Here is a 19,814-nt window from a genome sequence, read left to right on the forward strand (position 1 = left end):
TAGCGGTCGCGATGCTGCGGCAAACGGCACGCGCTACGCTGGCTGCATGCCCGACTCTCCCCTTTATTCCGCGGCGGCCTTTGCGGTCATCGCCTTGGCGATCGCCGTCGTCGTCGGCGTTGGACTCAAGGTGCTCCGTTCCTTCCGCGAGCTCGGCACCGATGCCGAGCGGGCCACCTACAACACGCTGCACGCGGCCTCGAAAGCCGGCCAGCACTTGCGGACGGGACTAAATCCCGCGGGGGCCTCGAAAGCCAGCAAACAGTTGCGGGCCCTGCTGGGCTGCGACGCACTGGCCATCACGGACGTGTCCGGGGTGCTGGCATGGGACGGTGCCGCCGATGAGCTCAGGCCGCGGCTGATGGGCCTCGCCGCGGACGTGCTCACGGGCGGACGGACCCAGGTGATCAGCGCCGGGGAATATCCCGTCCTGTCCGTCGGGCGCATTGCTTCCGCCGTCATTGCGCCGATCAGGGCCGGGTCCCGCGTGGTGGGCGTGGTTGCGGCCTTTGCCCCGTCCGCCGGCGCCGGCCTGGTGCGCGCCACGAGCGAAGTGGCGGACTGGGTGGCAGCGCAGGTGGAGCTGGCCGAACTTGATGCTTCGCGGACGCTGCTGATGGAGGCGGAGGTGCGGGCCCTGCGGGCGCAGATCAGTCCGCACTTCATCTACAACTCCCTGAACGCGATCGCATCCTTCATCAATACCGACCCCGCGCGGGCGCGCGAGCTTGTGGTGGAGTTCGCGGACTTCACCCGGTACTCGTTCCGCCGGCACGGCGATTTCACCACCCTGGCCGAGGAACTGCGGTGCATCGACCGGTACCTCCTGCTGGAACGGGCACGGTTCGGCGATCGGGTCCAGGTGAGCCTGCGGATCGCCCCCGAAGTGCTGAGCACGGTCATTCCCTTCCTGAGCCTGCAGCCACTGGTGGAAAACGCCGTCCGGCACGGCCTGGAAGCGAAGGAGGGGCCCGGGCACATCACTATCGCGGCGAACGATTCCGGCGCATTCGCGGAAGTCACCATCGAGGACGACGGCGTGGGGATGGATCCGGTGCAGCTCCAGTCCATGCTCGCGGGGCATACGGACGGCGAACACGTTGGCCTGCGGAACGTGGACGCACGCCTTCGCCAGGTCTACGGTGACGACCACGGACTGGTGATCGAGACGGCTCCAGGGGAAGGGACGCTGATCACCATGCGGGTTCCGAAGTCCCAGCCTGGCCATGACGCCTGAACCCTCCCGGACCGGAAGATAACCTAGAAGCATGATTAACGTCCTCGTCGCCGACGACGAGCTGCCCGCCGTTGAAGAACTCGCCTTCCTGCTGGGCAAGGATGACCGTATCGGCACAATCCACCGCGCATCATCCGGGGCCGAGGCGCTGCGGGCTCTGGAAGCTGAGTCCGTGGATGCTGTCTTCCTCGATATCCACATGCCGGCGGTGTCCGGCCTGGACATCGCAAGGGTGATTTCCCGCAGCCCCCGGCCGCCGGCCGTCGTATTTGTCACCGCCGACGAGGACTGCGCGCTTGAGGCGTTCGAGCTGGCGGCGGTGGACTACCTGCTGAAGCCGGTGCGTGCCGAGCGGCTCGCCCGTTCTGTGGGGCGGATCAGCGAATTGATCCGCGACGGCGGCGCGGCGCCTGAGATGATCACGGTTGACCAGGGCGGCACCACCAGGATGATCCGGCGCGACGACGTCATGTATGTCCAGGCGCAGGGCGACTACGCCCGGCTCCACACCGCCGATGCCAGCTATCTGATCCGGGTCCCCCTGGCGGACCTGGAGCAGCAGTGGGCGGACGCCGGCTTCATCAGGACGCACCGTTCCTACCTCATTGCACTGTCCCACGTCACGCACCTGAAGCTGGCCGCAGCCCGCCCCAGTGTCACTGTGGAGGCCGCCGAACTGCCGATCAGCCGGCGGCTTCTGCCGGCTGTCAGGGAGAAGCTCGAAGCGACCCGCATCCGGCCGCAGGCATGACGCGGATCAGGGTGACGGCGCCGCGCTCCGCGGCCAGGCCTGTCCTCCAGTCGCGGGAAGCGGCAGAGGAATCAGCGGTGGGGCAGGTCTTCGTCCGGTCCCTGATCCGCTCGCAGCTGCGGCTTGCCCTCGTGGTGGCGGGCGGCTTCCTCCTGATCCTGGGCGCCTTCCCGCTCCTGCTGGCAGCCATCCCCGGGCTGGCGGAGTCACGGGTTGCCGGCATCCCCTTCGACTGGCTGCTTCTGGGCGCAGGCATCTACCCCGTGACGGGGCTCAGCGCCTGGCTGTACATCCGCAGCGCCACGCGGAACGAGGCCCGCTACCGCGACCTCGCCGAGGACAGGTGATGGCCCGGTGAACCCCGCCGTGGGGATCGTTGCCATCGCAGCCGTCTCCGTCGCCACGGCCGTCATCGGCTTCTACGGGCTCCGGATTTCCCGGACCACCGGCGACTTCTACGTCGCGTCCCGCACCGTCCGGCCGTGGTGGAATGCATCCGCGATCGGCGGCGAGTATCTGTCCGCCGCGAGCTTCCTGGGCGTGGCCGGACTGATTCTGCTGTCCGGCACCGATGCCCTGTGGTTCCCCGTGGGCTACACGGCCGGGTACCTGATGCTCCTGCTGTTCGTGGCCGCCCCGCTCCGCCGCTCGGGGGCCTACACGATTCCCGATTTCACCGAGGCCCGGCTGGATTCCCGGGCCGTGCGGCGGGTGACAAGCCTCGCCGTGGTTATCGTGGGCTGGCTGTACATCGTCCCCCAGCTCCATGGCGCTGCCCTCACGATCCGGACCACGACGGGCCTGCCGGCGTGGGTGGGATCCACCGCCGTCGTGGTGGTCGTGTGCCTGACGGTCGTGGCCGGAGGGATGCGCTCCATCACCTTCGTGCAGGCCTTCCAATACTGGCTCAAGCTCACCGCGCTGGCCGTACCGTTTGTTTTCATCGTCCTCGCCTTGACAGAAAACGGCTCCCCCGCGGTGGCCGCTGCTGCCACGAACCCCACGGGGCTGGCCCCCGCCGGTCCGTACCAGAACATCTCGCTGCTGGTCGCCCTGCTGTTCGGGACGCTGGGGCTGCCGCATGTGCTGGTTCGGTTCTACACCAACCCGGACGGGCATTCAGCCCGGCGGACCACCCTGATCGTGCTGGGGCTGCTGTCCGTGTTCTATCTGTTCCCCACGGCCTACGGGCTCGCCGGCCGGATGTTCGCGCCGGGACTTGCCCAGGCGGGGCAGGCCGACGCACTCGTCCTGCTGCTGCCCGGACGCCTCATCGGCGGACCGGCCGGCGAACTGCTGTCCGCGCTGGTCGTGGCGGGCGCCTTTGCCGCTTTCCTCTCCACGACGTCGGGACTCGTGGTTTCCCTCGCCGGCGTGATCAGCCAGGATGTGCTCGGCGGCAGCGTCCGCGGATTCAGGCTGGCCGCGCTCATTTCCGCGACGGTTCCGCTGGGCCTGGCGTTCATGACGGATTCCCTGGCTTTGGCCGGCAGCGTGGGACTGGTGTTCGCCTTCACGGCCTCGACCATCTGCCCGGTGCTGTTGCTGGGCATCTGGTGGCGGGGCCTTACGGACGCCGGGGCCATCGCTGGCATGGCGACAGGCGGCCTGCTGTGCGGCGGAGCCATGGTGGCCGGCGGTGCACTCGGCGCTGCCGGCACGCCCTTCTGGCTGGCGCAGCCCGCAGCGTGGACAGTGCCCGCCGCCTTCGCTGTCATGATCCTGACGTCCAGGGCCACGAAAAAACGGGTCCCGCGAACGATCACCAAGGTGATGACCAGGCTCCATACGCCAGAACGGCCCCTCGCCACAGAGCGTTAAGTCACACGCGTTCCACGGCGGTCGGAGTGCTGCGTCATGTTGGGGTCAGTCGATGGCAGCCATGAGTTCGACCACCCGGTCCAGGAAGGCGTCCACCTGGGTTTCCTCGTAGCCGTCCTGGCCCACGGCCGGGCGGAACACGGCGCGGCGGACGTTATCGACGCTGAGCGGCTTGTCCTCTTCGAGGTAGCCGATCAGGTCCATGCACAGCCGGTCCACGTCCTTGGTGCTGTAGCTGCGCGCCTTCTTCTTGGCCGGGCGGCGGAACCGCTCGCCGTCGGGCCGGTGGAGCCGGCCCCTCAGGGTTCCGGAAAGCTGCCCGATCTGCCGCAGCCAGGCCTCTTCTCCCTGCTCGGCTATGAGTTCGTCGCGTTCACGCCGGGCGAAGGCATCCTCCAGCCGGTCCAGCGCCGCGTCCACGTTGGTGGCCGCGTATCCGCCCTTGACGGGGTCGAAGGACACGGCCCGGACGTCGGCGCTTCGGATGGGGTGGACGGCCGTCTCGGGTGTCTCGAGTGAAACGCGGGCCCGCTGCAGGAACTGGTCCACCTGCTTGGCGTTATAACCGTATACGGTGCGGGCCACGCGTTCGAAAGACGCGGGAATCTGCCGTTTGCTGTCCACTCTTACCATGTTTCCTTCAATGCTTTTCAGCTAAGTCGTAACCGCACCATTCTACGGCGTTGCGGTGTGCCGCCCCGTGCCGGGTAGCTGTCAGGCCCCGGAGACGAGGACGAACAGCAGGAAGGCCACCGGGGACGCGAAGACGATGGAATCCAGCCGGTCCATGACCCCGCCGTGGCCGGGAAGGATGCTGCTCATGTCCTTAATGCCGAGTTCGCGCTTGACCATGGATTCCGCAAGATCGCCGGCGGTAGAGGATGCCACCATTCCCACGGCGAGAATCACTCCCACCCACCACGGTTTCCCGAGTACGAAGACACAGGCCAGGATGCCAATCACCATCGCCCCCGCAATGGATCCGGCAAAACCTTCCCACGATTTCTTGGGACTGATCTTGGGAGCCATCGGGTGCTTGCCCAGTGAAGCGCCCACCAGGTAGCCGAAGGTGTCGTTGGAGACCACCAGCAGAAGCAGAATGACCACCTGCCAGGCACCCTCGGGCACCGTTCCGCCGGGCCACAGTCCTATGGGGGTCACGCCCACCGCAACGTGGAGCGGCAGTGCGGCGAAACTGATCAGGAAGGGAACCCACGCCAGGGTAAAGACACCGGCGAAGATGCTGCGTGACGAGCCGACGGCGCTTTCGACCGAGCGCCACAGGAGAACAGCCACGCTGCTGGCCAGCAAGGCGAACAACAGGCTTTCCAGCCCACCGAAGTAGGCCGAAAACGGCATGGCCACGGTGCCCACCATCACCGGGACAATGGGCAGCCGCGTGCCGTTGGCCTCCAGTGCGCGGAAGATTTCCCACACTCCAAAGACGGCGAACGTGGTGGTCACTGCGACGAAACCCAGCGGCAGGAACAGCAGCCCGCCCAGCACTGCGAAGAGCATGGCCAGTCCGACGGCGGTTGCCGCCGGCAGGTTGCGCCCGGCTCCGGGCGTCGGATTAGGCCTCGGCTGCCGGGTCCGCGATCGCGCCCGCGCTCCGGGGGCCTGCTGTGCTTGGCCCATCAGACTTCGAGCAGCTCTGCTTCCTTGCGCTTCAGCAGCTCATCGATACCGTCGACATGCTGCTTGGTGATGGCGTCGAGCTCCTTTTCCCCTCGGCTGCCCTCGTCCTCGCCGGCCTCGCCGTCCTTGACCAGACGGTCCAGGGTTTCCTTGGCCTTGCGGCGGATGTTGCGAATGGAGACCTTGGCGTCTTCGCCCTTGGACTTGACGATCTTCACGTATTCCTTGCGGCGTTCCTGAGTGAGGTCGGGAATGGTGATGCGGATAACGTTGCCGTCGTTGGACGGGTTGGCTCCGACCTCAGAGTCACTAAGGGCACGTTCAATGTCGCGCAGGGCGGTCTTGTCGTACGGGGTGATCAGGATGGTGCGCGCATCGGGAACCGCGAAGGACGCCAGTTGCTGAAGGGGCGTGGGTGTTCCGTAGTACTCCACCATCACCTTGTTGTAGAGGCCCGGGGTTGCCCGGCCCGTCCGGATCGAGGCGAAGTCTTCCTTGGCTACCTCGACTGCCTTGTCCATCTTGTCCCCGGCTTCGAGCAAGGTTTCTTCGATCACGGTCTCTCCTCAGAAATCGGTTCCCGGCGGACCGGGGCATTTCACAATCCTGGTCCCGCCCGATGGACGGAACCTTCCTAGAAATATCCTAGCTGTAACTAGGGGGTGACCAGCGTTCCCAGCTCTTCACCGCGGATGGCCCGCGTGACGTTGCCTTCGCCTTCCATGCCAAACACCACCATGGAGAGGTTGTTGTCCTTGCACATGGTCATGGCCGTCTGGTCCATGACCCGGATGTCGCGGCGGAGCGCGTCGTCGTAGCTGAGCTTTTCCAGCTTCTCGGCGGTCGGATCCTTCTTGGGGTCGGCGGTGTAGACGCCGTCCACACCGCTCTTCGCCATGAGCACCACGTCCGCGTGGACCTCGAGGGCGCGTTGCGCGGCCACCGTGTCCGTGGAAAAGTACGGGAGGCCGGCGCCGGCACCGAAGATGACCACCCTGCCCTTCTCCATGTGGCGGATGGCGCGGCGTGGAATGTACGCCTCGGCGACCTGTCCCATGGTGATGGCGCTCTGGACACGGGTCCCGACGCCGGCCTGCTCAAGGAAGTCCTGGAGTGCCAGGCAGTTCATGACTGTTCCCAGCATGCCCATGTAGTCGGCACGCGAGCGGTCCATTCCGCTTTGGGACAGTTCGGCTCCGCGGAAGAAGTTGCCGCCGCCCACCACTATGGCAACCTCGACGTCGGGAACGGCTGCGGCGATCTGTTTGGCGACTCCGCGGACGGTGTCCGGGTCAACACCGAGCTTGCCGCCTCCGAAGACCTCACCGGACAGCTTCAGGAGGACCCGGCGCCTGCTCTTCTCTGACTGGACTGAAGTATTGACGGCTTCCATGGTGCCTTCCCGTTGGTGAGTTCTGAGCTAGGTTATCGTGCTGTGCGGCCAAAGCTCATATTCCGCTGTGGCCGGTGCATGCAAAAGGGGCGGCCACCGAAGTGACCACCCCCTTGCGTGTCTGACTAGGAACCGACGCGGAAACGCGTGAAGGCTGTTCCCTTGACGCCGGCCTCTTCGAGGATTTGCGCAACAGACTTCTTGGCATCCTTGGCGAAGGCCTGGTCGACCAGGACTTCACCCTTGTAGAAGCCCGTCACGCGGCCTTCCACAATCTTGGTCATGGCGGCTTCGGGCTTGCCCTCGGCCTTGGCAGTCTCCTCGGCGATGCGGCGCTCGGACGCGACCAGGTCAGCCGGAACATCCTCGCGGGAGAGGTAGTTCGGGGCCATGGCTGCAATGTGGACCGCGACGTCGTGGGCTGCGGTGGCAGCAGCTTCACCTTCACCGTCAACGGCGAACAGAACGCCGACCTGGGCCGGAAGGTCCTTGGAGGTCTTGTGCAGGTAAGCGTCGACCGTGGCACCCTCGATGCGGGAGATGCGGCGGACTACTACCTTCTCGCCGAGGATGGCGCCCTCTTCGACAACAACCTCGGACAGCGGCTTGCCGTCCACGTCGGTGGCGAGCAGGGTCTCGAGGTCGGCTGCGCCGGACTCGACGGCGATGGCCAGGACCCTGTCGGCGAGCTGGATGAACTTGTCAGCCTTGGCCACGAAGTCGGTCTCGCAGTTGACTTCAATCATCACGCCGACCTTGCCGTCGACCTTGGCAGCAACCAGGCCTTCAGCGGTGGAACGGCCTTCACGCTTGGTAGCGCCCTTCAGGCCCTTGATGCGGATGATCTCGATAGCCTTCTCGGCGTCGCCGTTGGCTTCGTCGAGAGCCTTCTTGACATCCATCATGCCGGCGCCGGTGCGCTCGCGCAGAGCCTTGATATCAGCGGCAGTGTAGTTCGCCATGTGAACCCCTCTGTCTAGAAAATGTATGTGGTGTACGGACCGACAGGACGGCAGCTCACCTGGTGAGCCGCCATCCTGTCAGTTACCCCGGCGCCGCGAACAGCGTCGGGAAATCCCGGTGGAGTTGTTTACTTCTCGGCGTCGGTGGCCTCGGCAGCAGCCGGGGCTTCCTCTGCAGCGGGAGCAGCTTCAGCAGCCTGTGCCTCAGCAGCCGGGGCTTCCTCTGCAACCGGTGCCTCAGCAGCAGGTGCCTCAGCAGCGGTGGCCTCGGCCTTGCTGCCCTCGAGGAGTTCGCGCTCCCACTCGGCCAGCGGCTCTTCCGGGGTCTCGGCAGTGCCGGTTGCACGCTGGTTGCGGGCGATCAGGCCCTCTGCAACAGCGTCAGCAACAACGCGGGTCAGGAGGTTCACGGAGCGGATGGCGTCGTCGTTGCCCGGGATCGGGAAGTCGACTTCGTCGGGATCGCAGTTGGTGTCCAGGATGGCCACAACCGGGATGTTGAGCTTCTTGGCTTCGTCAACAGCCAGGTGTTCCTTCTTGGTGTCCACGATCCAGAGCACGGAGGGTGCCTTGGTGAGGTTGCGGATACCACCGAGGTTGGACTCAAGCTTCGTGAGTTCGCGACGGAGGAGCAGCAGTTCCTTCTTGGTGTAAGCGGAACCGGCGACGTCGTCGAAGTCGATCTCTTCGAGTTCCTTCATGCGCTGGATACGCTTGGCAACCGTCTGGAAGTTGGTCAGCATACCGCCGAGCCAACGCTGGTTGACGTACGGCTGGCCAACGCGGGTGGCCTGCTCGGCAATTGCTTCCTGGGCCTGCTTCTTGGTACCGACGAAGAGCACGGTGCCGCCGTGTGCAACGGTGGCCTTGACGAACTCGTACGCGCGGTCGATGTAGGACAGCGACTGCTGGAGGTCAATGATGTAGATGCCGTTGCGCTCCGTGAAGATGAATCGCTTCATCTTCGGGTTCCAACGACGTGTCTGGTGTCCAAAGTGGACGCCGCTGTCAAGCAGCTGGCGCATGGTTACGACGGGCATGCCGACGCTCCTTCCGGCAGGTCATTCATGAGAGAGCCCGTAGGCCGCTCTTACCCTGCCAATAGTTGACGGTTAATTAGCTTCGCCCAAGGCAGGCGTTGCTCCTGGCATCCATTGCGCTTCTCATCAGGACCGTTGCCGGACCTGACCGCAAGAGGCACAATCCTCCGCCGGGAACCTGTGGCTTCCGGTGCTGGAGGGCTGGATACGCGTAGTCAGCTGCTGCTCCCCCGCACTCCTGAATGGGGCGTGCTGACGCTACCCAAGAGAATTGGAATACGTTGAGGGCACAGCAAACTGCTCCGTCAAGTGTACTACAGCGGTCCGCCGCCGATGCACCAACTTCCACGACTCCGCGGGCGTTTTCCACATACGGCGCGACGCCTGTTTTCACCATCCGGCATAGGCGCAAAGCTGGACAGATGAAAGCCTCCGTCCTCCTGACAGCTCTCCTGATCGCCGCTGCGGCCGCGGCGCCCTCGGCTGTTCCAGGAAACGGTCCGCCGGGCACCGGGCTCAGTCCGGCGGTTGTGCCGCCCGCTGCGTCGTCGTGGATCTGGCCGCTCACTCCCCGGCCCGCAGTGCTGCGGGCCTTCGATCCGCCGGACAAGCCGTGGCTCAGCGGGCACCGCGGCGTGGACCTCAGGTCGGCGTCCGACGGCGCCCCGGTCATCTCCCCGGAGAACGGCACCGTCAGCTTCGTGGGAGTTGTGGTGGACCGGCCCGTCATCACCGTTGACCACGGCAACGGTCTGCGCAGCAGCTTCGAACCCGTGCGCAGCACACTTTCGAAGGGCGACGCCGTGGGCAAGGGAAACCCCCTGGGCACGCTGCTCCCCGGGCATTGCGGGGCGACGCCATGCGTTCACTGGGGTGTGCGCCGGGGAGACGACTATGTGAATCCACTGCAATTCGTCCTGGATCTGAGGCCATCGGTCCTTCTGCCACTGGAGCGGGATCCTCCCGGCTGACCGAACGCGTCAGGAGGGGGCAGCCGGCGGGTACAGGCGCCGACTAGACGATGGCCGGACGACTAGACGATGGCCGAGACGCCGGTGATGGCGCGCCCCGTGACCAGGGTGTTCACTTCGTGCGTCCCTTCGTAGGAGTAGACGGCCTCGGCGTCGGCGAAGATCTTGGCCATCTCGAAGTCGGTGACGATGCCGTTTCCGCCCAGCAGGCTGCGGCCCATGGCCACGCTTTCCCGCATGCGGGCGGTAGTAAAGGCCTTTGCAAGCGCTGATTGTTCGTCCTTGGCCTGCCCGGCGTCTTCCAGCTGTGACAGGCGGACCATCATGCCCATGGAGCTGACGGCATTCCCCAGGATCTGCACAAGCTGGCTTTGCACCAGCTGGAAGGAGGCCAGCGGGCGTCCGAACTGATGGCGTTCCACGGCGTAGCGGCGGGCGACGTCGAAGGCGGCCAGCTGCTGGCCCACAGCCTGCCAGGCCACGGCGAGGCGCGTGACCTTGAGGACCTTGTTGGTGTCGCGGAAACTGTCGGCGTTGGCCAGCTTGAAGAACTCCGGGACTGCCACGTTCTCGAGTGTGATGTCCGCGTTCTGGACCGTCCGGAGGGAGATCTTGTTCTCGATCTTGGTGGCGCTGAACCCGGGGAGGGTGGTGTCCACCAGGAAGCCCTTCACCTGGTTGTCGGTCACATCCCGGGCATAGATGACCACCCAGTCCGAGAACGTGGCATTACCGATCCAGCGCTTGGCGCCATTGAGGATCCAGTGGTCGCCGTCGCGCCGTGCCGTGGTGCGGGTTCCGCCCGCAACGTCGGAGCCGCCCAGCGGTTCCGTCAGGCCGAAGGCGCCGATCTTCTTGAGGGAGTAAATGTCCGGCAGCCAGGCATCCTGCTGTTCCCGGGAGGCAAGCGCTTCAATGGATCCGGTGAAAAGGCCGTCGTGGACGCCCATGAACGTGGCGATGGACGTATCCGCCCGGGTGACTTCCGCGTGCACAATGCCGGCAAAGAGGTTGGAGTAGCCCTGGCGCCGAACTGGGCTGACGAGGTCGATCTCGGCCAGCTTAGGAATCAGTTCCATCGGGAACTCGCCACGGTTCCAGCAGTCCACCGCTATGGGCTTTACCTCGCGGGCCAGGAAAGCGCGGATCTCGGCCAGCCGGTCCTGCTCCTTGCTGTTGAGCAACTGCTCGAAGGCGAAAAAGTCTCCGTCGGCGTAGGGAAGGTTGTTGATGTCAATTGCGGCTTCGGACATGGTGTTCCTTCGCGGTGATCAGCAGTGACCTGAGAGACTCCGGGCATTGCACCTGGCGTATGTTACTGACCAGTAACTTACCGCAGTTGCCGCGGTAAACAAAGCCCACGGAAACGACATCCTTCCCCGTGGAACGAGGCGGGCCCGGAGACCGGGCCCCCCGGAAAGCAGAAAGAGCCGTGACCGACGTTGAAACGTCGGTCACGGCTCTGTGCAGAACGGGTAGGGCTACTCGGACTTGAACCGAGGACCTTAGGATTATGAGTCCCGCGCTCTAACCAGCTGAGCTATAGCCCCCCGCCCCCCCGATTCCGGGGCCCCGGACCGGGGCCCGTCATCTGAGGGGCAGAAACACTCTAGCAAACTGGCGAACGGCTTTAGACCACGCGCCCCTCGACGGCCTGCTTCCAGAAGACCTTCTTCCAGACGACGTCCTTCTAGACCACTTTGTCGTCGTAGCTCGCGCCGCGGTATAGATCCTCAAAGGTCTGCAGGGTCCCCTGGATGCTGTGGGGCTCCACCATGCAGCGGCTGGCGTGCCCCATGGCCTTCCGCTCCTCGGCCGGCAGGCGCAGGATCCGCGTCAGCTTCTCTGACAGGTCCGCACTGTCATTCGGAGCGAACAGGTAGCCGTTCTCGCCGTCCCGCACCAGGTGCGGTAGCGCCATGGCGTCGGCCAGCAGCACGGGAGTGGAGGCGGACATCGCCTCAAGGGTAACGAGGGACTGCAACTCGGCGGTTCCCGGCATGCAGAAGATGTCCGCCCGGATGTAGGCCTCGCGGAGCTCTTCGTCGCTGGCAAGGCCCAGGAACTTCACCCGGCCCTGCAGTCCAAGCCGGTGGACGAGGGACTCCAGGGCAGGGCGGACCTCGCCGCCGCCAACGATCTCCAGGTGAACATTCAAGTCCGCGGGAGCGGCCGCCACGGCCTTGATCAGCACATCGACGTGCTTCTCCTCCGCCAGGCGGCCGGCAAACAGCACTGTCGGATGGGCGTGCGGCTCGATGACCTCGTCCGGCTTCAGTTCGTATGCGGCGGAGTCGATGCCGTTGGACAGCGGCAGGACCTTGCGCAGGAAGGCATGCTGGTGCATCGCCTTCGCCGCCAGCGGTGTGGGCGTCGTGACGACGTCAGCCTGGCCCATCACCTTGCCCATGTCCCGCCAGGAAATCTTCCCGATGATGTCCTTGAACCACTGCGGGAACGGCAGGAACGGATTGAGGTTTTCCGGCATGAAGTGGTTCGTGGCAACTATCCGGATGCCGCGCTTCACGGCCTCGTAGAGCACGTGCTCACCAATCATGTAGTGGCTTTGGATGTGCACCACGTCCGGCTGGACCTTGTCGAACAGGAGGCTGATCTCCTTCTTGATCTCCCAGGGAAGGCAGATCCGGAAATACTCATGCGTGAAGACGCCGTGCGAGCGAAGGCGGTGGACGGTTGCTTCCGTGCGGAACTCCGTGAAGCTCCTGCCCTTGTCTGGCCGGCAGGCAAGGACATGGACATTGTGTCCGCGGCCGGTCAGGCCTTTCGCCAGCCGGTAGCCGAACTGAGCGGCTCCGTTGACGTGGGGCGGATAGGTGTCGGCCGCAATGAGGATGGTCAGGGGACGCTGGGCATCGGGCATGGTCACGTGGAGAGCTCCTGGTGGTCACGGCGTGTTCAGCTGCGGCTGTCCACGCCGGGTGGCCGCTGGCACGTTTTGCGCCTGGCCCGCTGTGAAAAGTCGGCTAGTGGGACGCCCTGCCAGCGGCCTTCCGAGCGTCTTTCTTCCGCTTGGTGACCTCGGGATGGTGCCGGGAGAGGGCGATTACTCCCACGATAGCAAGGGTTGCCGCCGTACCCATGGCAATCGCCATCACGGCGTGGACATCGGGCCGCAGCTCACCCAGGATGGCGATGCCGATCGCGATGCCCACAATGGGGTCGATGACGGTCAGGCCGGCGATCACGAGGTCAGGCGGCCCGGTGGAGTAGGCACTCTGGACAAACCAGGATCCGAGCCCGCCTGCTGCAGCAATGGCGAGCACGGTGTACCACTGCACGTTCAGCAGGCCCAGGCCGTTGGGGTCGAGCAGGTGCTTGCCGATAATCCTGGTCAACACCGCCACGAATCCGAACAGCACGCCGGCGCCAAGAATGTAGACAAAGGCACTCAGGCGGTGCTTGAACATGGCCGCGAGGGTGCCGAAAATACCCACGGCAAGGGCGAGCAGCAGCACAATGGTGAGTTCGTCGTCGGAACTCACATGGTGGTTTTCCTGCGTGACGTTCACGGCAAGCAGGACGAACAGCGCGGAGCCGGTGACGCAGGCGCTAATGGCCACCACGGTAGCGCGGTTGATGCTCAACCCCTGATCCTTGGCATTGACCACGGTGGTGATCACCAAAGCGATGGCGCCGATCGGCTGCACCACGGTCAATGGGGCTGTTACCAGCGCGGTCGCATTCATCACCATGCCGGTGCACAGGAGGAGCAAACCGAAGACCCACCGCCGGTTGCGCAGGAGGCGAAGGAATCCGTTGGAGCTGAGGGCCAGGCCGCCGGTATCGGCCTTGACCGCGCTGCCTTGGCGCTGGGCACCAAAGGCAAGGAAAATGGCGCCCATCACCGCAAGGAAAACCGCCAGCCACACCATCAGCTGTCCCCGCCGTCGGCTGTAAGCATCGTGCCCTTCCGGCGAATGGCCCAGAAATAGTTGTAGGCCGCTATCCAGTGGCCGATCAGCCCCAGGCCGAGCACGATCCAGGCGGCCACAAAGAAGGCAGCGGCTGAAGGAATGTCCAGCTTCGACACCACCAGGAGCGGAGTGCCCAGCAGCAGCAGTCCGGTGCGGGCCTTGCCGATCCGGCTGACCGGCAGATCCGGATGGCTGTGGAAATAGAAGAGCGACATGGTCAGCAACACGGCGTCGGGGATCACGAGCGCAGCCAGGTACCACCACTGCACCACACCGGCGATCACCAGCGTCACCGCCACGGAGAGCAGCGCCAGCCTGTCAGCGATAGGGTCCATGACCCGGCCCAGTTTGGAGGCCTGGTTGAACCGGCGGGCAACGTAGCCGTCCACCCAGTCGGTGCTGCCCATGATGGCGAGCACCAGCACGGCGAACCCGTATTCTTTCTGTGCCAGCACGAGCCAGATGAAAAGCGGCACGCCCATAAAGCGCAACACCGTGATGAGATTCGGGACAGTGAAGACCAGATCCTGATCGACGTGCGGCTGGCCGGGTCGGGAACCAGCGCCGATAAACCTCATCCGGTCCCCCTCTCCATGGCCGGCGGTGTCTTCCTGTCAGAGTTCAGGGCAACACTCAGCTCTTGAACAGTTTGCGCAGCAGGGCAAGCAGAACGGCGGTGGACGCGGCGAAGGCGAGCAGCGGCTTCCACCGTGCCTCCAGCTGTTCCGGCAAGGAACCTGCGGCCGTGCCTCCGGAGGAAGACACTGAAGCGGACAGGGCCGCAAACTTTTCGCCTGCGCGCTCCTTGCCGTCCTTGAGCTTGTCCTTGCCCTGGTCCAGGCGGTGCCTGGCTGTGCCGAGCAGGGCCTGGGCCTGGGTCTTGACGTCGATTTCCTCGCCGAGTTCGTCGCGGACCCCCGTCAGGTGTTCGCGGCGCTGCGCCAGGCGGCGGTGAAGTTCGGGCTCAGTAACGGCCGGCACGTCAACGGCCTCTGCGGCAGCCTTCGCTTCTTTGTCCGCCTTGGCCTTGGCTTTGGCCGCAGCCTTGGCTTCCTTGGCGGCCTTGGCCTGGGGCGAGTTGGGATCCAGCAAGGCAGCGTCGAAGTCCGAGCCCTCCTTGGCGATCCCAAGGTCATGCTTCAGGCCGCGGATGGTTTCCTCGGGGACCAGCGGCATGGCCTTCTTGAACTTCCGGAGGCCGATAAGCCCGCCAATCAGCGCGATGAGGAGGAATACCGCGCACACCAGAAGCGCCGCGAGCCAGGCCGGCATCACGGTGGCGAGCCCCATGATGGCTGCGACGATCAGCCCGGTCACCAGGAACGCCAGGAAGACGGCGGCCACACCAAAGAACGCTCCGGCAACGCCGAGCTGTTTGCCCTTGCGCTTGACCTCGAACTTGGCAAGGGCGATCTCGTCGTTGAGCTGGCGCGGCGCCAGTTTAAAGATGAGTTTCAACGTTTTTGGCAGCGCAGTTATACGCAATCCCTGGTTGGCCCGCCCGCTGTGACGCCCGCTCATAGGTTCCGCCTAACTGGTTCCCTAGTCGATTCTTCTTCGGCTGTTGCGGGGCCCGCGTGTGGCTCAGCGCGCCCCCGCTGACAAAACTATCATTCAGGGTCAGCCGCAACTTCTGGAATTTCTTCCCGGCGAGCCCTCCAACGCTGTAAAAGTATGATCTTTGCGCCCTAGGATTGATCTCTGTGACCACCACCAACCCGGGCGATGCCCTGAGCCGCCGCCAGAAATTCCGGTACATCCTTCTTCTTGGTGCCCTCACCGCCCTGGGACCCTTCACGGTGGACCTCTATCTGCCCGCCTTCCCCGCGCTGGAGGCAAGCCTGAACGTTTCGGAGGCCGCCGTCCAGCTGACCCTGACAGGCACCACCGTCGGCTTCGCGCTCGGGCAACTGGTGGTGGGCCCGTTCAGCGACAAGTTCGGCCGGCGGCTGCCGCTCATCCTGGCCACCGCCGTGCACATTGCCGCCTCCGTGGGGGCTTCGCTGTCCACAGACATCGGAACCCTCGGCCTGTTCCGCGTCCTGATGGGCATCGGTGCCGCCGGCGGCGGCGTGGTGGCCATGGCCATGGTGCGCGACCTCTTCAGCGGCTACGCCATGGTGCGGATGTTCTCCCGCATGGCCCTGGTCAACGGCCTGGCACCCATCCTTGCTCCGGTGATCGGATCCCAGCTGCTGCTGGCCATGCCGTGGCCCGGCATCTTCGTTTTCCTGGCCTGCTACGGGACTTTGGTGATCGTCGCCGCGACGTTGCTGGTCCGCGAGACGCTGCCGCGTGAGAAACGCGGCCAGTCCGGCATGACGGCCCGCGAACGCTACCGGACGCTCTTCTCCGACCGGATCTTCGTCGGCCTCCTTTTGGTCGGCGGCATGAACTTCGGCGGCCTGTTTACATACCTGTCCGCGTCGCCATTCCTCTTCCAGGACGTCTACGGTTTCACGCCCCAGCAATATGGCCTGCTGTTCGGCATCAATTCACTGGGTATCGTGGCCGGGGTCCAGACCAGTTCGAGGCTCATCCGGCGGGTCCCGCCCCAATGGATTCTGGCCGGCTCCACCGCCTGGATGTTCCTGATGGCCCTGCTGATCGTCCTCTTCGACCAGCTGGGATTCGGGCTCTGGGGCGTGATGGTCCCGCTCTGGTTCTACATCCTCGGGACAGGCTTCACCTTCCCGAGCGTCCAGGTCCTCGCCCTGGCCAGCCACGGCGCGCAGGCGGGCACGGCGGCGTCCCTGCTGGGTGCCTCCACCTTCCTCATGGCCGGCATCATCTCACCGGTGGTGGGTTGGCTGGGCGGCAGTTCGGCCACGCCCATGGGTGCAGTCCAGGCCTGCTGCATCTTCCTCGCAGCCGCAGCCCTGTGGATCGTGGTCCGCCCCAGGACCGTGCCGTCGATCCACTGATTCGCGGAATCAGCAAGGCAAGGTCCAGCAATGCCAGGGCCCAGCAATGCCAGGGCCCAGCAAGCCAAGGTCCAGCAATACGCGGAGCCACCGACGCACACTGTCCGCGGGTACGCTGGCCGCATGACTCGAAAACCGCACCGCAACCGCCGCGGGCTGTTCCTCGGAGCGATCCTTGGCGGCGTGGCAGGCTACTTTGCCGGCAGGGCCGTTGGCAACGCTGCGATGGGCATCATCCTCGGTGCCGTGGCGGGCTCCGCGCTGCTGTACCGGGTCAATCCGGGGCCCTGGAACCGGCCCTGAGGACAGGTACCCCCCGGCGCCCCGGAGGCTCCGCACGGGTCTGTTCCGCGCGGCCCGCTGCGAGATAAAGTTGATACGTGCCCCACTGGCAGGATCATCACCCACTCCCGGCCACGTGGCAGCGGTGCGACGCTGGCATACTGCCGTTGTGGTGGGACCGGCTGTGCACCCAGACCAGTGCGCAGTCGGCAGCTCTCTATGCGGCGGGACTTTTCACCGAGGACCGCCGCCGCCCCATTGCCCAATGGTTCAATCCGGCCTTCAACGCGGCATTGCTCGTGGCCCCGGAGACCTCCCCGGAGTGGCCTGTGCAGCGCTTCGGCATCTTCTATGCCCCGCCCGACGGCGGCTTCACCCGCGTGCACTCCTCGCCGCACGAGTGGCATCCGCGGCAGCCCCGCACCCCGCCCACCGAGAGTGAGGCCTTCGCAGCCGCCGTGGCCGAGGCCGAACGGTTCCTCCAGGTCGAGATGGATTTCGTCTGAAAGCAGGCCCACACCAGAACATGAAAAAAGTCCCGCAGCCGGCGTTGAGCCGGCTGCGGGACTTTGTGCGCTCCTCCTGCTGGACTTGAACCAGCAACCCTTCGATTAACAGTCGAATGCTCTGCCAATTGAGCTAAGGAGGAATGAAGCAGGTATGACATTAGCAAAGGTTCCGGCGCTATGGGAAATCGGCCCGGCCGAGCGGAGAAATACCCCGCCCGGGTATAAAAAAGTCCCCGTTCCGGAGGCCGGAACGGGGACTGTGCGCTCCTCCTGCTGGACTTGAACCAGCAACCCTTCGATTAACAGTCGAATGCTCTGCCAATTGAGCTAAGGAGGAATGAAGCGGGTACTAGCCTAGCAAACACCCCGCCGGGAAACGAAATCGAGCTCCCCCGGTGCCGGCCGGTGGCGCCTCAGGCGTCCGAGCGAAGGGCCCTGCGCTCCATCTCCAGCTGCATCAGCTCCCGGTTCAGCCGCTGGAATTCCTCAGGATCGGCCGACGCGTCGAGGCGCTGCAGCTGCCCCATCTTCTCTGCCTTGACCCTGGTGATCTGGAGTTCGAACAGCCGGGCCAGGATATCGCGGCAGTACTTCAGGACGCCCTCGGCGTTGCTGGCGGGCAGCGGGACGACGGCAAGCTCCGAGACCAGCGGCCGCAGCGGTTCCGGGACCTCGTGCATCACCTGCTCCACCCAGCGCACGGGGTCACCGGTCAGCCCGGGCCCTGAGGCGCGCATGGCGTCGTGGACGGCCTGGTAGGCCGGGGTCCGGAACCCGGCGGCGCTGAACCGGTCCCAGGTCCCGCCCTCCAGCATTCCGGGCTCCTGCAGGGCCACTTCCAGCGCCTGCCGCTCCATGGACGCCACGGGGTCCCGGGGGTCGGGACGGTTGAAGGACGGCACCACGCCCGACGGCGGCAGCGCACCGACGCCGGGCCCCGCACCATGGGAGGGGGCTCCGCCCTGGGCGGCGCGCTTCGCGGCGGCGGCCACCGCTCCGCTGACCTCCTCGACGGACATGCCGAGCCAGCCGGCCAGCTCGCGGGCGTAGCCGGGGCGTATGCCGGCATCGCGGATCTGCGCCACGACGGGCGCGGCTTCACGCAGGGCAGCGATACGGCCCTCCACCGTGTCCAGGTTGTGCCGCTTCAGGGAGGCCCTAATGGCAAATTCAAACAGCGGTCGCCGGGTCCCGATGAGGTCGCGGACAGCCGCGTCGCCTTTGGCCTGGCGCAGCTCGCAGGGGTCGGCTCCCGTGGGTTCGACGGCCACGTAGGTCTGTGCGACGAATCTCTGGTCCTCTTCAAACGCCCGGAGGGCGGCCTTCTGGCCGGCCGCGTCGCCGTCGAAGGTGAAGATGACCTCTCCCCCGGTGCCGTCGTCGGACAGCAGCCGCCGGGCGATCTTGATGTGGTCGGCGCCGAACGCCGTCCCGCAGGTGGCCACCGCCGTCGGGATCCCCGCCAGGTGGCAGGCCATGACGTCGGTGTACCCCTCCACCACCACCAGCTGGCGGTCCTTGGCGATGTTCCGTTTGGCGAGGTCGATGCCGTAGAGCACCTGGGATTTCTTGTACAGCGTAGTCTCGGGCGTGTTCAGGTATTTGGGGCCCTGGTCGTCCTCGTAGAGTTTGCGGGCACCGAAGCCGATGGTGTCGCCGGCAATATCACGGATGGGCCAGATCAGGCGCCCGCGGAACCGGTCGTAGATCCCCCGGTTGCCTTCGGAGAACATGCCCGTCAGCCTCAGTTCAGCGTCTGTGTAGCCGCGGCCGCGGAGGTGCTTGAGCAGCGCGTCCCAGCCCTGCGGGGCGTAGCCGACGCCGAACTGTTCCGCCGCGGCGCGGTCAAAACCCCTGCCGTGGAGGAAGTTGCGGCCTTCGGTGGCGCCGGGTGTCAGCAGTTGGGCGCGGAAGAATTCGTCGGCCAGTTTGTGGGCGTCCAGGAGCCTCTGCCGCTTGCCCACGTCCTCCCGGCTGGGGCCGGTGCCGCCGTCTTCGTAGCGGAGTTCGAAACCGATCCGGGCGGCAAGTTTTTCGACGGCCTCCTGGAAGGAGGAGTGGTCAAGTTTCTGGACGAAGGAAATGGCGTCGCCGTCTTCGCCGCAGCCAAAGCAGTGGTAGCGGCCCACCTGGGGCCGGACGGTGAACGACGGGGACCGCTCGTCGTGGAACGGGCACAGGCCCTTGAAACTGCCCAGCCCGGCGCCCTTGAGGGTCACATACCCGTCAATGACTTCCTTGATGTCGGTACGCTGGCGGACTTCGTCGATATCGTCACGTTTGATCAGTCCAGCCACAAAGACATCCTAGACCCGGGGTATGACAACTTTGGATACGCCGGCGACGGCGGG

At 65.4% G+C, this 19,814-nt stretch carries 20 protein-coding genes and 3 tRNA genes; 8 read left to right on the plus strand and 15 right to left on the minus strand.

What is annotated here, in order from left to right:
* Positions 1-46: 46 nt before the first annotated feature.
* The 4 genes from AC1DDG_RS02900 to AC1DDG_RS02915 are packed head-to-tail and all read left to right on the plus strand — an operon-like array spanning position 47 to position 3,809.
* The gene (locus AC1DDG_RS02900) at positions 47-1,237 is read left to right on the plus strand and encodes a sensor histidine kinase (RefSeq protein ID WP_476874882.1); all 1,191 of its coding nucleotides are present in this window, start codon (positions 47-49) and stop codon (positions 1,235-1,237) included.
* Between the two features lie 31 nt (positions 1,238-1,268).
* A complete protein-coding gene (locus AC1DDG_RS02905) occupies positions 1,269-1,988 on the plus strand; it encodes a LytR/AlgR family response regulator transcription factor (RefSeq protein WP_476874883.1) in 720 nt (239 codons plus the stop codon).
* Positions 1,985-2,335 (plus strand): DUF485 domain-containing protein, encoded by a 351-nt coding sequence (locus AC1DDG_RS02910; protein WP_476874884.1) that lies wholly within the window; start codon positions 1,985-1,987, stop codon positions 2,333-2,335. The genes AC1DDG_RS02905 and AC1DDG_RS02910 overlap by 4 nt, the downstream gene beginning before the upstream one ends.
* Positions 2,336-2,342: 7 nt before the next feature.
* Positions 2,343-3,809 (plus strand): sodium/solute symporter, encoded by a 1,467-nt coding sequence (locus AC1DDG_RS02915; protein ID WP_476874885.1) that lies wholly within the window; start codon positions 2,343-2,345, stop codon positions 3,807-3,809.
* A gap of 45 nt (positions 3,810-3,854) precedes the next feature.
* Here the strand turns inward: AC1DDG_RS02915 and AC1DDG_RS02920 are convergent, their stop codons facing one another.
* The 6 genes from AC1DDG_RS02920 to rpsB form a co-directional block, all read right to left on the minus strand.
* Positions 3,855-4,442, minus strand: a complete 588-nt coding sequence (locus tag AC1DDG_RS02920; RefSeq protein ID WP_476874886.1) for a DivIVA domain-containing protein — start codon at positions 4,440-4,442, stop codon at positions 3,855-3,857.
* Positions 4,443-4,523: 81 nt separating this feature from the next.
* A complete protein-coding gene (locus AC1DDG_RS02925) occupies positions 4,524-5,447 on the minus strand; it encodes a phosphatidate cytidylyltransferase (RefSeq protein WP_476874887.1) in 924 nt (307 codons plus the stop codon).
* Positions 5,447-6,004 (minus strand): ribosome recycling factor, encoded by a 558-nt coding sequence (gene frr / locus AC1DDG_RS02930; protein WP_230119025.1) that lies wholly within the window; start codon positions 6,002-6,004, stop codon positions 5,447-5,449. Before frr ends, AC1DDG_RS02925 begins: the two co-directional genes overlap by 1 nt.
* 98 nt (positions 6,005-6,102) lie before the next feature.
* The gene (gene pyrH / locus AC1DDG_RS02935) at positions 6,103-6,840 is read right to left on the minus strand and encodes a UMP kinase (protein WP_230119024.1); all 738 of its coding nucleotides are present in this window, start codon (positions 6,838-6,840) and stop codon (positions 6,103-6,105) included.
* A gap of 125 nt (positions 6,841-6,965) precedes the next feature.
* Complete coding sequence (gene tsf, locus AC1DDG_RS02940) at positions 6,966-7,802, minus strand: translation elongation factor Ts (protein ID WP_230119023.1); 837 nt, start codon at positions 7,800-7,802, stop codon at positions 6,966-6,968.
* A 128-nt stretch (positions 7,803-7,930) separates the two neighbouring features.
* On the minus strand, positions 7,931-8,842 hold the full coding sequence (gene rpsB / locus AC1DDG_RS02945; RefSeq protein WP_476874888.1) for a 30S ribosomal protein S2: 912 nt from the start codon (positions 8,840-8,842) through the stop codon (positions 7,931-7,933).
* A 422-nt stretch (positions 8,843-9,264) separates the two neighbouring features.
* On the opposite strand from rpsB, the gene AC1DDG_RS02950 reads away from it, so the two are divergent.
* Complete coding sequence (locus AC1DDG_RS02950) at positions 9,265-9,813, plus strand: M23 family metallopeptidase (RefSeq protein ID WP_476874889.1); 549 nt, start codon at positions 9,265-9,267, stop codon at positions 9,811-9,813.
* A 62-nt stretch (positions 9,814-9,875) separates the two neighbouring features.
* Here the strand turns inward: AC1DDG_RS02950 and AC1DDG_RS02955 are convergent, their stop codons facing one another.
* The 6 genes from AC1DDG_RS02955 to AC1DDG_RS02980 all read right to left on the minus strand — a co-directional run bounded on the left by AC1DDG_RS02955 (position 9,876) and on the right by AC1DDG_RS02980 (position 15,269).
* Complete coding sequence (locus tag AC1DDG_RS02955) at positions 9,876-11,066, minus strand: acyl-CoA dehydrogenase family protein (protein ID WP_230119020.1); 1,191 nt, start codon at positions 11,064-11,066, stop codon at positions 9,876-9,878.
* Positions 11,067-11,289: 223 nt separating this feature from the next.
* Positions 11,290-11,363 (minus strand) — tRNA-Ile (locus AC1DDG_RS02960).
* Between the two features lie 140 nt (positions 11,364-11,503).
* Entirely contained in the window at positions 11,504-12,700 is a 1,197-nt protein-coding gene (locus AC1DDG_RS02965) for a glycosyltransferase (protein WP_476874890.1), read from the minus strand.
* A 97-nt stretch (positions 12,701-12,797) separates the two neighbouring features.
* Complete coding sequence (locus tag AC1DDG_RS02970) at positions 12,798-13,706, minus strand: DMT family transporter (protein WP_476874891.1); 909 nt, start codon at positions 13,704-13,706, stop codon at positions 12,798-12,800.
* On the minus strand, positions 13,706-14,326 hold the full coding sequence (locus AC1DDG_RS02975; RefSeq protein WP_476874892.1) for a CDP-alcohol phosphatidyltransferase family protein: 621 nt from the start codon (positions 14,324-14,326) through the stop codon (positions 13,706-13,708). Before AC1DDG_RS02975 ends, AC1DDG_RS02970 begins: the two co-directional genes overlap by 1 nt.
* Before the next feature lie 55 nt (positions 14,327-14,381).
* Entirely contained in the window at positions 14,382-15,269 is an 888-nt protein-coding gene (locus tag AC1DDG_RS02980; protein ID WP_476874893.1) for a phage holin family protein, read from the minus strand.
* A 182-nt stretch (positions 15,270-15,451) separates the two neighbouring features.
* Here AC1DDG_RS02980 and AC1DDG_RS02985 point away from each other — a divergent pair, with 182 nt between their 5' ends.
* The 3 genes from AC1DDG_RS02985 (at position 15,452) to AC1DDG_RS02995 (ending at position 17,460) form a co-directional block, all read left to right on the plus strand.
* Positions 15,452-16,672, plus strand: coding sequence for a multidrug effflux MFS transporter (locus tag AC1DDG_RS02985; protein ID WP_476874894.1), 1,221 nt, complete (start codon positions 15,452-15,454; stop codon positions 16,670-16,672).
* A 123-nt stretch (positions 16,673-16,795) separates the two neighbouring features.
* Positions 16,796-16,975 carry a hypothetical protein gene (locus AC1DDG_RS02990; protein ID WP_230119014.1) on the plus strand — a complete coding sequence of 60 codons (180 nt, stop codon included), beginning with the start codon at positions 16,796-16,798 and terminating at the stop codon, positions 16,973-16,975.
* Between the two features lie 77 nt (positions 16,976-17,052).
* Complete coding sequence (locus tag AC1DDG_RS02995; protein WP_230119013.1) at positions 17,053-17,460, plus strand: hypothetical protein; 408 nt, start codon at positions 17,053-17,055, stop codon at positions 17,458-17,460.
* Between the two features lie 70 nt (positions 17,461-17,530).
* On the opposite strand, the gene AC1DDG_RS03000 is transcribed toward AC1DDG_RS02995, so the two are convergent.
* From AC1DDG_RS03000 to dnaG, 3 genes are all read right to left on the minus strand, one after another.
* Positions 17,531-17,603, minus strand: a tRNA-Asn gene (locus AC1DDG_RS03000).
* 124 nt (positions 17,604-17,727) lie between these two features.
* Positions 17,728-17,800 (minus strand) — tRNA-Asn (locus AC1DDG_RS03005).
* Positions 17,801-17,876: 76 nt separating this feature from the next.
* The gene (gene dnaG, locus AC1DDG_RS03010) at positions 17,877-19,760 is read right to left on the minus strand and encodes a DNA primase (protein WP_476874895.1); all 1,884 of its coding nucleotides are present in this window, start codon (positions 19,758-19,760) and stop codon (positions 17,877-17,879) included.
* Positions 19,761-19,814 lie beyond the last annotated feature (54 nt).

Source organism: Arthrobacter sp. 10L430 (genome assembly GCF_056395245.1).